The organism is Pseudokordiimonas caeni (assembly GCF_026719705.1).
GTDB lineage: Bacteria > Pseudomonadota > Alphaproteobacteria > Sphingomonadales > Kordiimonadaceae > Gimibacter > Gimibacter caeni.
Genome location: NZ_JAPPRR010000002.1, coordinates 835,317 through 849,815, shown reverse-complemented (window position 1 = coordinate 849,815; position 14,499 = coordinate 835,317). Strand labels below are relative to the sequence as shown.

Annotated in this window: 18 protein-coding genes; 15 read left to right on the top strand and 3 right to left on the bottom strand. The window is 60.4% G+C overall.

Going from position 1 to position 14,499, the window contains the following annotated elements; genetic code table 11:
* Positions 1-91 precede the first annotated feature (91 nt).
* From OU694_RS12880 to OU694_RS12870, 3 genes are all read left to right on the top strand, one after another.
* Complete coding sequence (locus OU694_RS12880; RefSeq protein WP_308911412.1) at positions 92-850, top strand: DUF748 domain-containing protein; 759 nt, start codon at positions 92-94, stop codon at positions 848-850.
* Positions 851-920: 70 nt separating this feature from the next.
* A complete protein-coding gene (locus tag OU694_RS12875) occupies positions 921-1,220 on the top strand; it encodes an SCP2 sterol-binding domain-containing protein (protein WP_308911411.1) in 300 nt (99 codons plus the stop codon).
* 71 nt (positions 1,221-1,291) lie between these two features.
* Positions 1,292-1,819, top strand: a complete 528-nt coding sequence (locus OU694_RS12870; protein ID WP_308911410.1) for a hypothetical protein — start codon at positions 1,292-1,294, stop codon at positions 1,817-1,819.
* 5 nt (positions 1,820-1,824) lie between these two features.
* On the opposite strand, the gene OU694_RS12865 is transcribed toward OU694_RS12870, so the two are convergent.
* Positions 1,825-2,274: a hypothetical protein gene (locus tag OU694_RS12865; RefSeq protein WP_308911409.1), complete on the bottom strand. Its 450-nt coding sequence runs from the start codon at positions 2,272-2,274 to the stop codon at positions 1,825-1,827.
* 231 nt (positions 2,275-2,505) lie between these two features.
* Between OU694_RS12865 and OU694_RS12860 the strand changes: the two genes are divergently transcribed.
* The 3 genes from OU694_RS12860 to OU694_RS12850 all read left to right on the top strand — a co-directional run bounded on the left by OU694_RS12860 (position 2,506) and on the right by OU694_RS12850 (position 3,906).
* Entirely contained in the window at positions 2,506-3,165 is a 660-nt protein-coding gene (locus OU694_RS12860) for a hypothetical protein (protein WP_308911408.1), read from the top strand.
* Between the two features lie 109 nt (positions 3,166-3,274).
* Positions 3,275-3,628, top strand: a complete 354-nt coding sequence (locus OU694_RS12855) for a hypothetical protein (protein WP_308911407.1) — start codon at positions 3,275-3,277, stop codon at positions 3,626-3,628.
* A gap of 98 nt (positions 3,629-3,726) precedes the next feature.
* Positions 3,727-3,906, top strand: a complete 180-nt coding sequence (locus OU694_RS12850) for a hypothetical protein (RefSeq protein ID WP_289504739.1) — start codon at positions 3,727-3,729, stop codon at positions 3,904-3,906.
* Here the strand turns inward: OU694_RS12850 and OU694_RS12845 are convergent.
* Entirely contained in the window at positions 3,885-4,499 is a 615-nt protein-coding gene (locus OU694_RS12845) for an SRPBCC family protein (RefSeq protein WP_308911406.1), read from the bottom strand. The two genes, OU694_RS12850 and OU694_RS12845, sit on opposite strands and share 22 nt — an antisense overlap.
* 71 nt (positions 4,500-4,570) lie before the next feature.
* Here OU694_RS12845 and OU694_RS12840 point away from each other — a divergent pair, with 71 nt between their 5' ends.
* Positions 4,571-4,960 carry an MAPEG family protein gene (locus tag OU694_RS12840; protein ID WP_308911405.1) on the top strand — a complete coding sequence of 130 codons (390 nt, stop codon included), beginning with the start codon at positions 4,571-4,573 and terminating at the stop codon, positions 4,958-4,960.
* On the opposite strand, the gene OU694_RS12835 is transcribed toward OU694_RS12840, so the two are convergent.
* A complete protein-coding gene (locus OU694_RS12835; protein ID WP_308911404.1) occupies positions 4,953-7,262 on the bottom strand; it encodes a thiamine pyrophosphate-binding protein in 2,310 nt (769 codons plus the stop codon). The two genes, OU694_RS12840 and OU694_RS12835, sit on opposite strands and share 8 nt — an antisense overlap.
* A gap of 263 nt (positions 7,263-7,525) precedes the next feature.
* Here OU694_RS12835 and pabB point away from each other — a divergent pair, with 263 nt between their 5' ends.
* The 8 genes from pabB (at position 7,526) to OU694_RS12795 (ending at position 14,484) form a co-directional block, all read left to right on the top strand.
* Complete coding sequence (gene pabB / locus OU694_RS12830; protein WP_308911403.1) at positions 7,526-9,367, top strand: aminodeoxychorismate synthase component I; 1,842 nt, start codon at positions 7,526-7,528, stop codon at positions 9,365-9,367.
* A 163-nt stretch (positions 9,368-9,530) separates the two neighbouring features.
* Positions 9,531-9,725 (top strand): hypothetical protein, encoded by a 195-nt coding sequence (locus tag OU694_RS12825; protein ID WP_308911402.1) that lies wholly within the window; start codon positions 9,531-9,533, stop codon positions 9,723-9,725.
* 601 nt (positions 9,726-10,326) lie between these two features.
* Positions 10,327-11,091 (top strand): DUF3450 domain-containing protein, encoded by a 765-nt coding sequence (locus OU694_RS12820; protein ID WP_308911401.1) that lies wholly within the window; start codon positions 10,327-10,329, stop codon positions 11,089-11,091.
* Positions 11,092-11,093: 2 nt separating this feature from the next.
* Complete coding sequence (locus OU694_RS12815) at positions 11,094-12,452, top strand: MotA/TolQ/ExbB proton channel family protein (RefSeq protein WP_308911400.1); 1,359 nt, start codon at positions 11,094-11,096, stop codon at positions 12,450-12,452.
* Positions 12,442-12,966: a MotA/TolQ/ExbB proton channel family protein gene (locus OU694_RS12810; RefSeq protein ID WP_308911399.1), complete on the top strand. Its 525-nt coding sequence runs from the start codon at positions 12,442-12,444 to the stop codon at positions 12,964-12,966. Before OU694_RS12815 ends, OU694_RS12810 begins: the two co-directional genes overlap by 11 nt.
* A 21-nt stretch (positions 12,967-12,987) precedes the next feature.
* Complete coding sequence (locus tag OU694_RS12805) at positions 12,988-13,407, top strand: ExbD/TolR family protein (protein WP_308911398.1); 420 nt, start codon at positions 12,988-12,990, stop codon at positions 13,405-13,407.
* 58 nt (positions 13,408-13,465) lie between these two features.
* Positions 13,466-13,867 carry an ExbD/TolR family protein gene (locus OU694_RS12800; RefSeq protein ID WP_289504728.1) on the top strand — a complete coding sequence of 134 codons (402 nt, stop codon included), beginning with the start codon at positions 13,466-13,468 and terminating at the stop codon, positions 13,865-13,867.
* Positions 13,864-14,484: a TonB family protein gene (locus OU694_RS12795; protein ID WP_308911397.1), complete on the top strand. Its 621-nt coding sequence runs from the start codon at positions 13,864-13,866 to the stop codon at positions 14,482-14,484. Before OU694_RS12800 ends, OU694_RS12795 begins: the two co-directional genes overlap by 4 nt.
* Positions 14,485-14,499: the final 15 nt, after the last annotated feature.

Genomic DNA, 14,499 nt, shown 5'->3' with positions numbered 1-14,499 from the left:
TCCGGCGCGATATCGCCCCGCCCTGTCATTCAGCCTTAACAGCGCCGCAAAACAATGCAACCATGCGTCTGAACAACAAGGGAGCCTGATCATGCTCAAGAAACTCCTCATCGGCCTTGTCGTGATTGTCGCCATCGGCGGCTTCATCCTGTACCAGCGGATGGGATCGATCGTGAAATCAGGGGCCGAGACTTATGGTTCGGAAGCCCTGACCGTATCGCTGTCGCTTGATGACGTCAGCCTTTCACCCTTCACCGGCAGCGCCGGGGTTTCGGGCCTTGCCATCGGCCAGCCCGAAGGCTTCCGCGCACCTGACTTCCCCGAAGGCCCGATGCTGGCCGTCGGTGACTTCAAGATGAAGGTCGATACCGACACGCTCTTCAATCCCCATGTCATTGTCGAGAGCATCAATATCGACAGCCCGGTGATCGACGTGCGCATGATCGGCAAGAAAAGCAATCTGCAGGCGCTGGCCGACAAGCTGGCAACCGGCGGTAGCTCGAGCCAGAGCAACATCACCCTGACGGTCCGGGAATTTACGCTGACCAATCCCCGCATCATCGTTTCCGCAAAGGATGGCCCCGTACCGCTCGATGAAAATATCCAGCTGGCCGACATTCGCCTCACCGACATCGGCACCGACGAGAAGGGCCTCAGCCCATCCGAGCTCGCCCGCCACCTGATGGCGGTGATCGAGCCTCAAGTGACGAAGGCGCTTGTCAAGGCAGGGGTCGAGAAGCAGCTTCAGGGCGTGCTCGACAAGAACAAGGACAAGATCAAGGACAAACTCGGCGGGCTGATTGGCGGCATCACCGGCAAGAAGGAAACAACAGAGGAAGAAGGCAACTGAGCTTTCATGTTGATTTCTGGACCATGCCGTCCAATATACGTCCGTACCATTTCCAGCGAGGGAGGAAACCATGACTCTGGAACAGATCACCGACAATATCCGCGGCAAGGTGGGCAGCCATTCGCCGCTCGCCGCCATCATCAAGTTCGATTTCGGCGATGACGGTGTCGTGCGCATCGACGGCAAGGCTTCGCCGACCGTCGTCGACAATGCCAACACTGATGCCGATTGCACCGTGAAAGTCTCGAAAGAGAATTTCATGCAGATCGCCGATGGCAGCCTCAATCCGCAGATGGCCTTCATGATGGGCAAGCTGCGTGTCGAGGGCGACATGAGCCTGGCTCTTCAACTGGGCAGCATTCTCGGCTAAAAGGCTTTGAGCCGACAGTCTCGACCCGGGGCCGGCAACGGCGCCGGGTCTTTCATTTTCAGGACGTGCCCATGATCGACCGATTTCGCCAGATAGCCATCTTTGTCAGCCTCATCGTCATCGTCGGCCTCGCCGTCCTTTACATGATGGTGCAGATGGGGGGTGGCGACACCCTGTTCGGCGACCGCGAAGGCAATCTCGAACCCGTCGATTTCGCCACACTTGCCTATATGCCCGACCAGAACGGCTTCCTGATGTGCGACGAGGCGAGCTGCCCCAATGCGGCAGCGGACGGCCCGACGTTCCGGTTCGAGGCAGATGCCGCGCGCCTGCGGCAGGTGCTGGCCGATTTCACCGATGACAATCCGACCGTGCGCACCCATCGCCTCGATCTCGCCACCAGCCAGTTCGATTTTCTGGAGCGCCTGCCTGGTGCGGATTTCCCGGCCGTTGTCACTGTGCGGGTGGTGGATATGGGGCCGGGCCTTTCGGGCCTCGTGATGTATAGCCGCCAGCCCATCGGCGACAGCAGCAAGGCCGATCATGCCGACCGCATCGCCCGCTGGGCGCGGATGCTGAACGAGCGGCTCGCGCGCTGACGCCCTCAACCGAGGCCGAAGCCGGCCCTGATCGTTGCTTCCACCTGCGCTTGCGCCGACCGGTAGGCACCGGCCGCCCGCCCGGCAGTCGCACTGTCGCCGGTTTCCTCGAAACTGCCGGAGGGCCGGGGGGCAACGCTTGCCCTGGCGCTTGCTTCCCGCGTGCGGGTTTCGGCGAGCAATATCTGCGCAGATGTCGACAGGAGCCCGCCGCCGGGGCGCTGCTCCAGATAAGGGATCTCGACGGATTCGGCCACCTGCAGCGAGGCCTTGTAGGCCAGCTCTGACGCGGCTTGCCCGAAGCTTCGGTGGAAATCGGAAGGATTGAGCCGCTCGGGCTCGGCGCGGCCAAGGTCAAAGACCGATCTGATCGCGCCGACGCTGCGATCACGCCCGCTCGATGCGCCTGACGGCACATTGAAATTCTGCTGCCCGGCCAGCACAGACCCGGTCATGGCGCATCCGTAAATTTTGACCCAGAGCGAGTGTACAGAAGCAGTCCCCGCCATTCAACGCCACAGATTCCGCCGAAGTGACCGAAATCGCGGCTGGCCTTTCCCCTTGGGCCTGTGCTATCGCTCATCGACCATCGGGCAGGCGGCCAAAGGGAAGAGCCGCCGCTTGGGATACTAAGGGGAATACCGGCGCCCCCAGACAGGTGCCGGCGACGAGCTGAAAGAAAGTCCATGGATAACAATACGCTTGCCATCTACATTCACGAGCTTCGCAACCAGATCATGCATACCGAAGCCTCGTTCAATCTTTTCAATCAGGCCATGACGAACCGCGCCGGTCCGGGCGTCCTGTTCGCCGGCCAGATGATTCTGATGCCGGGCAGCCAGATCGCCAGCCTGCTGTGGCCGGCGCGCGCCCGTGCCCGCGCCCGCGGCGAAGCGCTGCGCAAGGTGCTGGGGCTGGAAGAGAAGCATCCGCTTAATGACCGTCGCCTCAGCGAGATCTGGGAACATTCTGACGAGAAGATCGAGGAATGGATCACCGCCACCAAAGGCAAGCGCGTTGTCATCGATTTCGTGGGCAACCCGTTCCAGGAAGGGTCGGGCGTGACCGAAGACGTGATCTACCGCGCCTATAACCCCGAAAGCAAAACCTATTATTTCCGTGGTGTAGGCTACAATCTCGAAGCCGTTGCCAAGGCCATCGGCGATGTGGCGAACCGCGTGAACGCCATCTACCGCCAGATGTTCCCCGAGCGCGCCAAGGCCGAAGACGAAGCCCGCGCCCGCATGATGGAAGCCATGCAGGCCCAGGCCGCAGCAGCGCAAGCCGAAGCCGGCGAGGCCGCGGCGCCCGCCGCCGACACTAGGGAAGAAAAGGCCGACGCCTGAACGGCGGCTTGAAAAGACAATCCGGGGCGGTTTGCATCACTTGCCGCCCCGCCCGTCCGGCGATAAAATGCCGGTCTCAAATCGAAGACAGTATCCGGGATACAGCCGCATGAAGCGTTCTACCTTTGCCTTCGCCCTCCTCGCCGTCAGCCTTGGCGCCCTGCCTGCTGCCGCCGACAATTGTGGAGAGCCGCCGCTTACGGTGCCATCTATCCCCGACGATGGTGGCCAGCTGACTGCTGACGAACTGCGCGAAGCGCGCGACACCGTCATCGCCTATTCGAATTCTGTCGATGCCTATCTCGCCTGCATGGACGAGCGCATGGTGAAGCTTTCGCCCTATATGACGAAAGACCAGTATGCGCGCTGGACGGAAGATTCGAATGCGCTGCACGACGGCCGCCGCGACCTGCAGATCAAGCTGAACGAAGCCATCCGCGCCTATCGCCGCGCCCAGGGCTGATTCTCGCGCCCCGGCAAACCCACCCCGCGCCGCCAGTCTGTTTGACGGGGCGGCGTTTCTCGTGCTAAGTGGCGCGCCGCAACGAGAGGATGACAGGCATGGCTAAGATGAAAGTGACCCTGCAGGCCGAGCTGAAGCGCGGTACCTTCTATTGGGTAACCACCGTGGAAGCCGACAGCGAGGAAGAAGCGCTGGTCGCCGCCGAAAACCTGTTCTCCGCGGAAATGGAAACGGCCAGCGAGTGGGAATTCAGCGACTACGACGTTGAACCCTTCTGAGCCTCTCCGGCCGGGGCTGCGCACCCGGCGCCGCTGTCCCTGAGCCAGCGGTCGAGCGCTTCGAGAGAAACCTCGAGCCGCTCCTCATCATCCCCCGAAACAAGGAACGACATCACCCTTTCCGTATAGGACGAGGGGCGAATCTGTTCGGTCACCATGATTTCGGTCTGGCACTCGCCGCCCGGCACAAGGTCGATGCGCTGGATGCGCGTGTCGGCATCCGACTGCTGCACCGTGCGGTAAAGCCGGCCCGGCAGCACCTCGCGCGTCGCCTCGATCGCCGTCCAGTGGTGATGGCGGTCGCGCCAGAACAGCATGCGGGTGCTGTCAACCTCGCCGGGGTCGCCCATCAGCGGGCTCATGTCCACAAGCTTGGCCTGCCAGCGCGTGCGATTCTCGGCCTTGGTGATCCAGGGCCAGACGGCTTCGGGCGAGGCCGCCACAGTGCGGGTTGCCGTCACCTCGTAAGTGCCACCGTCAATCGCGATCACGGCACGGGCGACCGCGAGTGCCCCCATCCCCCACAGCGCAAAAACTGCCGACTTGTGATACAGGTTCCAGCCTTCAAGCATCTGGTGTCTCTTGCCTTTCATTGACCGTCTGCCAGTTGCGGCATAGGCTTTCCCCACACATAACGCAACCGGGACCAGAGGGGGAGTCTCTCATGCCAATCACCACCATCAGCGCCGGCTTCATCGGCATTCTTTTGCTCATTCTATCCGCCAACGTCACCAAATGGCGGGGCCGCACCAAAACATCGGTTGGCGACGGCGGCAATAGCGATCTCCTGTGCGCCATCCGCGCCCAGGGCAACCTCGTTGAATATGCACCGGTGCTGCTCATCCTGATCGGCCTCATGGAATATGGCCATGTCAGCAAATATATCGTGCTTGCAGTTGCGATCATGACCGTGGTCGGCCGTTACCTGCATGGCTGGGGCCTGACCCGTGGCCAGACCCCGAACATGTCGCGCTTCGTCGGCACGCTCCTCACCTTCATCGCCCTTCTTGTAGGCAGTGTGGCTGCCCTTCTGAAAGGCTACGGCGTCATCTGAGAACGATGGCGCTCGCCGCCGCATCGAGGATGGCATCGACGCCAAGTCGGTAGGTGGCATAAAGGTCCGGGATATCGCCCGACTGACCGAACTTTTCGAACCCGAGGGGCAGCACCCGCTGCCCCCGGACCGACCCGAGCCATGAAAGCGCCGCCGGCGCACCGTCGATCACCGTCACAAGGGCCGCATCCCGTGCAAGGCGCGACAGCAGCCGGGATACATGGCTTTCCTCGCGCCGCGCTTCGGCACCAAGGGCACGTACACTGGCCGTCCAGCCACGATGCAGCAGGTCGGGCGAAGTTACAGCCAGAAGACCCGCCCCCGGCACATCCTCGAGAAGTGCCGCGTGCGCCTCGATCGCTTCCGGGGCTAGGGCGCCTGTGTAAACAATTGCCAGCTCCGCCCCTTCCGCCGGTTCCTTCAACCAGTAGGCGCCCTTCAGCATGTCGGCAATCCAGCCGTCACCATTGCGTTCCGGCTGCTCCAGCGGCCGGGTCGACAGGCGCAGATAAATCGATTCGCCGTCGGGCTTCTGCATGTGTTCGAAACCCCAGCGCATGATGGCGGCCAGTTCATCGGTGAAGGCGGGTTCGAAATAGGCGAGGCCGGGCTGGCTCATCCCGACAAGCGGGGTATGGATCGACTGGTGCGCCCCGCCTTCGGGTGCGAGCGTGAGGCCCGAAGGTGTGGCCACCAGCATGAAGCGGGCGTCCTGATAGCAGGCATAATTCAGGGCATCGAGGCCGCGATTGATGAAGGGGTCATAAAGCGTGCCGACCGGCAAAAGGCGCTCGCCGAACAGCGAGCCCGCCAGCCCCATGGCGGCAAGCGCGATGAACAGGTTGTTCTCGGCAATCCCAAGTTCCATATGCTGGCCGCGTTCGCTGGATGACCAGATTTGCGGCGACAGGACCTTCTCGGACTTGAAGCGGTCTTCGCGCGCCGTGCGACTGTAGATGCCGCGCTGGTTCACCCAGCCGCCAAGGTTTGTCGATACCGTCACATCGGGGCTTGTCGTCAGGATACGGTCGGCGAGCGGACCTTTGCCCCGCCCCAGATCGTTCATGATCTTGCCGAAAGCGACCTGCGTGGACATTTTCGCACGCTCGACGGTCGGGAAATCGTCGCCAACCGGAATGACCGGCGCCTTCAGGTGCCGCTCGCCTGAACGATTGAAGGCAACCTGATCGATGAAGGCCTGCAACGCCTCGGCCTTGTCGTCCTTGCCGGCAAAGGGTTCCCATTCGCGGCCTTCGGGTACACCCATCTGTTCGCGGAAGGTTGCCATCTGGGTCGGGTTCATGAGCCCCGCGTGATTGTCCTTGTGGCCCTGCAGCGGCAGGCCGTGCCCCTTCACCGTATAGGCGATGAAGCAGACGGGCTGGTCGCTGTCGATCCCAAGGAAGGTTTCAAGCAAGAGTTCAAGATCGTGCCCGCCAAGATTGGTCATCAGCGCATGCAGCGCATCGTCGTCATGATCGTCAAGGATCGCCTTGATGCCACGCTTGCTGCCGATATCTGCCTTCAGACGTTCGCGCCACGCCGCGCCGCCCTTGAAGGTGAGGGCCGAATAAAGGTCATTCGGGCAGGCGTCGATCCAGTCCCGAAGCGTCTGGCCACCGGGGCGCGCGAAGGCGGCTTCCAGCTTCTTGCCATATTTCAGGGTGATGACGCGCCATCCCGTTGCCTCGAAAATGTCCTGAAAGCGGGTGAACATACGGTCGCTGGAGATCGCATCGAGGCTCTGGCGGTTATAATCGATGATCCACCAACAGTTCCGAAGGCCATGCTTGCAGCCCTCGATCAGCGCCTCATAGATATTGCCCTCGTCAAGCTCGGCGTCCCCCATCAGGGCAATCATGCGCCCTGCCTTGTCGGCGGAGAGAAGCCCCTTGTCGAGCATGTGATCCTGCACGAGCGAGGCAAAAGCCGTGACGGCCACACCGAGCCCCACCGAGCCTGTGGAAAAATCGACCCCGTCCTGGTCCTTGGTGCGGCTGGGGTAGGACTGTGCCCCGCCAAGCGCACGGAAGCGCTGCAACTGTTCAAGCGACTGACGCCCCATCAGATACTGGATCGCATGGAACACCGGGCTCGCATGCGGTTTCACGGCAACCCGGTCCTCCGGCTTCAGCACACCGAAATAAAGGGCGCTCATCACCGCCGCGAGCGAGGCGGACGACGCCTGATGACCGCCGACCTTGATCCCGTCCCGGCTTTCGCGAATCGTGTTGGCATGATGGATGGTCCAGGCCGAAAGCCACTGGACCCGATCATGAAGATCCTGGACATTGCCGAGCATATCGCGATCAATTTTCGGAGAATTCCGTTCAACGATTGCTACATTTTGCGCTTTCATAGACATTATTTTCTCGTCGCCTGTGAAGGATTGGGACTGATTGACGGCCTGTACCGAGTGTCAGATAAGGGCCCTGTTCATCAAAGTCCATCCGGAAGCGACAGCGGGCCCAGCTTCCCTGTTGCCTGTCTCCAGTCAGTATGCCCGCGAAAATCATGGGATCCAAAAAGTTGATACGGCCACTCGACCTGAGATCGGCGCCTCTGGTGCTGTTGGACGATAGCCGCCCGCTTCACCGGGCGGGACGTTCGCTTGCATTTGTGCAACCGGAAGAAGTTATCGTCGCCGAGCGTCTGGACGAGGTGCCCGCAGCCCTTGCCGCCATCGACAAGGCCTATGCCGCCGGCCTGCATGTAGCCGGCTGGATCGCCTATGAAGCCGCTGCCGCCTTCGAGCCGCGCATAGCGGCTGCCACGAAAACCATGCCCGACGAACCGCTCATCTGGATGATCGCGACAAAGCACCGGATCAGCCTCGATTCGCGCCATGTGACAGATGCCCTGACCGCCGCGCGGCAGGGCCCGGCCCGGCGCAACCTGATGCGTCCGGATACGGCGCCCCATGCAGAGGAAAAGCATCGGGCCGCAGTCGAACGCATCCAGGCCTATATCGAAGCGGGCGATGTTTATCAGGTGAACATGACCTTCCCGATGCACGGGGACCTCGCCGGTGACCCGCTGGCGCTTTACGAAAAGCTGCGCCGCCGCCAGCCCGTGCCATATGGCGCCTATATCGACACAGGCGATATCGACGACGAGGGCAGGCGCTACCGCGTCCTTTCCCTGTCGCCCGAACTGATGATCGCCCGCGATCATGACGAACTGGCCAGCCGCCCGATGAAAGGCACGGCGCCGCGCGGTCGCACCCTTGGTGAAGACGCGGCCATCGCCAACGCCCTCGCCCGCGACGAGAAAAACAGGGCGGAAAACCTGATGATAGTGGATCTCATCCGTAACGACATGAGCCGTATCGCCACCCCCGGCAGTGTCACTGTGGAGGACCTTTTCTCGGTAGAGCGCTACCGCACCCTTCACCAGATGACATCGACCGTGCGGGCCACGGCCGACGCGCACCTCACACCGTCGCGCCTCGTGCGCGCGCTGTTTCCGTGCGGATCGGTGACCGGCGCCCCGAAAATAAGGGCGCAGGAAATCATCGGCGCGCTGGAAACCGCACCGCGCGGCGTTTACTGCGGGGCGATCGGCCATTTCAGCCACCGGATGGACGGCGGGCCTGACTGGATGCTGAATGTGCCGATCCGCACCATCGTCATGGATACGGCAGGGCACGGGCGATTCCCGGTGGGCAGCGGCATCGTGGCCGACAGCGACGCGAAAGCTGAGTTTGAGGAATGCCTCCTGAAGGCCCGCTTCATGGAGACGCCTTCGCTGACCTTCGACCTGATCGAGACGATTCGCTGGGAAGCGGGCCATGGTTATGCCCTCTTGCCGCAGCATCTGGCACGCCTCGCCGCGAGCGCTGCCTATTTCGATTTCCGGTTTGACCGGGACGAGGTGATCGCCTCGCTCGACCAGCATTCGATCCTCATGACCGGCCGGGGTGGCCTGCACCGGGTGAGACTGCTGCTCCGGGCTGACGGGGCCGTCAGCGTGACAAGCGCCCCTTTCACCCCCGCCCCCGAAAGCATTGTGCCGACGGTGGCGCTGAGCCCCGAATCGGTCAGCTCCAAAGACCCGTTCCTCTTCCACAAGACGACGCACCGCTCCTTATATAATAGGGCGACGAGCGAATCCCTGGCAGCGGGACACGCCGACATGCTGTTTTTCAACGAACATGACCGCCTCACCGAAGGCGCCATCAGCAATGTTTTCATCGTGAAAGACGGCGAATGGATCACTCCGCCCGTGGAAGAAGGGCTGCTGCCGGGCATATTCCGCGCCGCTTTCCTTGATGAGCGCGCTGCCGAAGGCCGCCCCGTGACAGTGCGGCCGATCGGCCGCAACGAGCTTTTTGATGCCGATTCCCTTTATATCGGGAACGCCTTGAGGGGTCTGCGCGCCGTGCGGCTGGCCGCAGAAAAGGGCTGATTCCTGCGCTTCCTGTCATAAACGTCATAAAAGCGATTCGCATTAACCGGAAATTTAGGTGTTCGCCGCTAGGGTGAGGTCAAGCAAGCGGGGTCAAATCCCCCGAGTTCGGTAAGATTTTAGTTTAGCCGCCCATGCGGCCTGTAACTTAAAAGGCTGGTCAATGCGTTCAGTACAAAAAGTGTCGCAGAACCTTCATGCGGACTTCGATGCAAGCAATATCTCCGATCACACCCGGACGCTGGCATCCAATCTCTCCCGCCACCTGGGGTTTGATCAGGCCCTGCAGATTTGCGAAGAAAACCAATGGCATGGCGTTCTGGCCGCACTGATGGACATGGACCGCCGCAAGCACTGATTGATCTTCGGTAAAGTTTCATCCTCCTAGACTGGCGTCCCTCGTTCGGGGCGCCTTTTTGTGCTCGCGGCAACCTGGCGGGCATTCAGCGGCCTGCGGGCCGTTCACGGTAAATCCCTTCCGCGACTTAAAATTTCGCGAAACCCCCCTCCCCGGGCAGGAAAATAAAATTTTTGCTTGGAATCGCAGAAGATTCTTGGATGATAGGCCCCGAGCCGGTCCACCCGTCTCGGTCCCGGAGGCTGGAGCCCCATCTGCCACCAATTGGTTTCACCAAGGCCTGGTTGATACTCTGCCGAAGGGATGTTAACGAGCACAGTCGCTACCAATGAACCTACAAAGGTGGCGAATTGATGACGGGGTGACAACGATCACTCCACGGGTCATCGGCAGTCAAAGGGAGAGGGTACGGGAAAACCTTTAGGATGATAGAAGCGGTGTTCAGGCAGGAACCTTCCTGCCGGACTCTTTTTTATCGTCATACTCCCCGAGCATAACCGTGAGGGCGCCCCCGGAGGGCAAACAAGCGGTATCGTCTAAACCGTCGCAATTACGCGGCTCAGTGAAGAACCCAAGTGGGCAGAAAATGGATAAGGCTAAAGTGAAACGTATAGCTGTCTCGACGGCTGCAGTAGCCTCGGTCCTTCTGGCAGCATCCGTGGCCAATGCGCAGCAGGATGCTCGTCTGAAGTCGATCGTCGACGAGGTGAACCAGGCCAATCAAATCGCTCAAGCTTCGCAACAGAAGATTGATGGCATTGCAGACGCGACGGCAAAGCTCGCCGGCGAATATCGCAGCGTCCTGAAGACCAACGCCGGTCTGCGCGCATACAACGCGCAGCAGAAACGCGTGATCGACAACCAGATCAAGGAAATCGAGCGGATCAAGAATTCGATCGGCCAGATTGACGAGATCAAACGTCAGATCACTCCGCTGATGCTGGAAATGATCGAGAATCTCGACGAGTTCGTGAAAGCGGACGCGCCTTTCCAGGCTGAAGAACGTGCCGAGCGCATCACCGCGCTGCGCGACGTGATGGACGACCCGAACGTGAACGACCCGGAGCGTTTCCGCCTCGTTCTCGAAGCCTACAAGGCTGAGGTTCAGTACGGCCGCACCGTGAACGCCTACGAAGGCCTCGACGACACCGGTCGTTCGGTCAACTTCGTCCGTATCGGTCGCGTCGGTTTCTACTACCAGACCAAAGACGGTAACGAGACCTATGCGTGGGATTCGGAAGGCGGCAAGTGGGATCGTCTTGATGACGAATACAACAACGCCGTGAAACAACTCCAGAAGATGGCCCGCCGTCAGGTACCGCTTGACGTTCTCGTTCTGCCGGTCGCAGCACCGGAGGGGAAATAACAATGAAGAAGATTCTTACTGCAGCAGCCCTGATTGCCGGTTTCTCGACCGTCACCCAGGCGCAATCCGCAGACCTCAACTCGCTGCTCAACAAGGTTCGTGAAGGCCGCGTGGCCGAATCGTCCGAACACAAGCAGCGCGAGGCTGAATTCGCCCAGCGCCGTGCAGAACAGCAGCAGATGCTGGATGCCGAACGCCGCACCCAGGCTCAGCTCGAGGCCGAATCGGCCCGCCTTGAAGAGCAGCGCCGTGCCAACGAAACCGAAATCACTGCCCAGGTTCAGATCCGCCGCGACCGTCTCGGTCAGCTGCAGGAACTGTTCGGCGTTCTGCAGCAAGCTGCGGGCGACGCCAAGTCGGTGATCCAGACCTCGCACGTCTCCGTTGACCATCAGGACCGCCTCTCCGGCATCCAGACCCTCGTTGACAAGGCTTCCGACACCGCTGAACTGCCGAGCCTGGATGAAATCCGCGCCTGGCCGACCCAGATGATGCTCGAAGCCATCGAATCCGGCAAAGTCGTGACCTTCGACAAGGAAGTCCGCGGCGTTGACGGCAACACCTCGACCATCAAGCTGACCCGTATCGGTGACTTCGGTCTCGTCGGCGAAGGCAAATACTACACCCTGAAAAACGACGGCGCGGTTGAAGAACTGCAGCGTCAGCCGGCCGGCCGTTTCCTGTCGACCGTTGACGGCTTCCAGTCGGCTACCTCGGGCCTCGCTCCGATCGGTATCGACCCGTCGCGTGGTCAGATCCTGAACCTCGAAGTCGAGAAGCCGACCCTGATGGAACGCGTCGACCAGGGTGGTATCGTCGGTTACGTGACCCTCTCGCTCGGTGCCGTTGGCGTCTTCCTCGCAGTGGTGCAGTTCCTGTATCTCTTCGCTGTGAAAGCCAAGGTTTCGGCCCAGATGAAGTCATCGACCCCGAACACCAACAACCCGCTTGGTCGCGTGCTCGCTGTCTATGCCAACAACAAGAATGTTGACGTGGAAACCCTCGAACTGAAACTCGACGAAGCGATCCTGAAGGAAACGCCCGCTCTCGAGCGCTTCCTGACCATTATCAAGCTCATCTCCGCCGTGGCCCCGCTCTTTGGTCTCCTCGGTACCGTGACCGGTATGATCGCGACCTTCCAGGCGATCACCCTGTTCGGCACCGGCGACCCGACCATGATGGCCTCGGGCATCTCGCAAGCCCTCGTGACCACTGTGGAAGGTCTCGTTGTTGCCATCCCGACGCTGCTGCTGCATGCGTTCGTGGCTGGTGCTTCGAAGTCCGTGATCCACGTGCTCGAGGAACAGTCGGCCGGCATCATCGCCGTTCACGCCGAGAAAGAGCACGGGCATGCTGCTTAATCAGGCATTCGACGCGATCGCACAGTTCATGGAACGGGGCGGCGACGTCCTGTACATGATCCTCGCGGTCACGTTCATCATGTGGGTGCTGATTATCGAACGCATGTGGTACTTCACGCTGGAGTTCAAGAAACAGAAACAGCGTGTGGTTGATGCCTGGGAACAACGTCACGAACGTAAATCATGGTACGCACACAAGATTCGTACGGCCATGATTTCGGAGATCAACAACAACCTCACGTCGGGAGTCTCCATGATCAAGACCCTCGTTGCCGTGTGTCCGCTTGTCGGGCTTCTTGGCACCGTTACGGGCATGATCGAGGTGTTCGACGTGATGGCCTCCCAAGGGTCGTCGAACGCCCGCGCCATGGCGGCGGGCGTTTCGAAAGCAACGATCCCGACGATGGCCGGCATGGTTGCTGCGCTCTCTGGCGTGTTCCTCAGCACCTACATCGAACGGCGTGCATCCCGTGAATCCGAACGGCTGGAAGACAGCCTGACGATGGATCACTAGTAGAGAGCGGAGAACCAACCCATGCGTAAATTTACCAAGGGATCCGAAGAGGCCGAAGTCGACCTCACTCCGATGCTCGACATCGTGTTCATCATGCTGATCTTCTTCATCGTGACGGCTTCTTTCGTGAAAGAGTCCGGCATCGAGATCAACAAGCCCGAGGATACGCCCGCAAGTGACAATCCGCCGCCGCCCGATGATGAAAAGCGCGCAATCGCCTTCACCATCGACAACAACAACCGGATCACCCACGACTTCCGGACCGTCGATATCTCCTCGGTATCGTCGATCATCAAGAAGGAAAGCGTGGAGCGCCCGGAAGCGGCAGTCGTCATTCAACCGATGGAAGGCGCGCATACCGGAAACGTTATCCGGATTTATGACGCGGCTCTCGCGGTTGGCATCCCCGGCCAGAAGATCGTGGTGACGCCCAAGAAATAAGATGGCTCGGCGGTGCCTCCGGGTACCGCCGCCCAACTGGGCGATATGGAGAAGTTTGATGAGAGACCACGCACAGAAGAACAGCCAGGAAGCCAACATCGACCTCACGCCGATGCTCGATGTCGTCTTCATCATGCTGATCTTCTTCATTGTGACCGCGGTGTTCGTGAAAGAATCGGGGACTGACGTACTCAAGCCTGAAGCCGAAATGGGCCTCACGCAAAAGCAGGTCAGCATCCTGATCGCGGTCAAGCCAAACGATGAAATCTGGCTGAACCGCCAGAAGATCGACATTACCGCCGTTCGTACCAACGTCGAAAAACTGCATGCCGAAAACCCGAAAGGGACTGTGGCCATTCAGGCAGACGTCGCATCGAAGGCCGGTCTTGTGCTAAAAGTATATGACGCGGTGCGCGACGCCGGCGTCGAACGCATCGCGATTGCAACGGAGGCTCAATGATGTTTACACGCGTCGCTTCCTCCCTGGTGATCGCTGCTGGCGTGACCTTCGGCCTCTTCTTCCTGATGCAGGGCCTGGTCAGCTTCCGCGACGATGTTGACCTCGGTGAGGACAAACAGCTCCGCTTCATCGACGTGGTGGAAGACATTCCGGACCAGCCGCCGCAGCGGATGGAACGGAAGGTCGAGAAGCCGCCGGAAGTCGAAAAGGCACCGGAGCAAATGACCACTGAAGTCCAGACTTCGGGTCCGAACACTCTCAACGTCGGCATTGGCAAATCCAGCCTTGGTGCCGGTGTAGACCTCGGTTCGATCGATCTGGGGCCGAGCTCGGACGGCGACTATCTGCCGCTCGTCCGCGTGCAGCCGCAGTATCCGCGTCGTGCCCAGGAACGTGGTGTCGAGGGTTATGTGATCGTTGAACTGACGGTGAATGAAGACGGCACCGTGCCGGAAGATTCGATCGTCATCATCGAAGCAGAGCCCAAGGGCTATTTTGAAACGGCTGCCAAAAAAGCTGCCATAAAATTCAAATACAAGCCCAAGGTCGTGAACGGCAAGCCGCAGAAAGTGACCGGTGTAAAATACCGCTTCACCTTCGATCTTGCAGACAATTAAGGCACGGGAGACTGT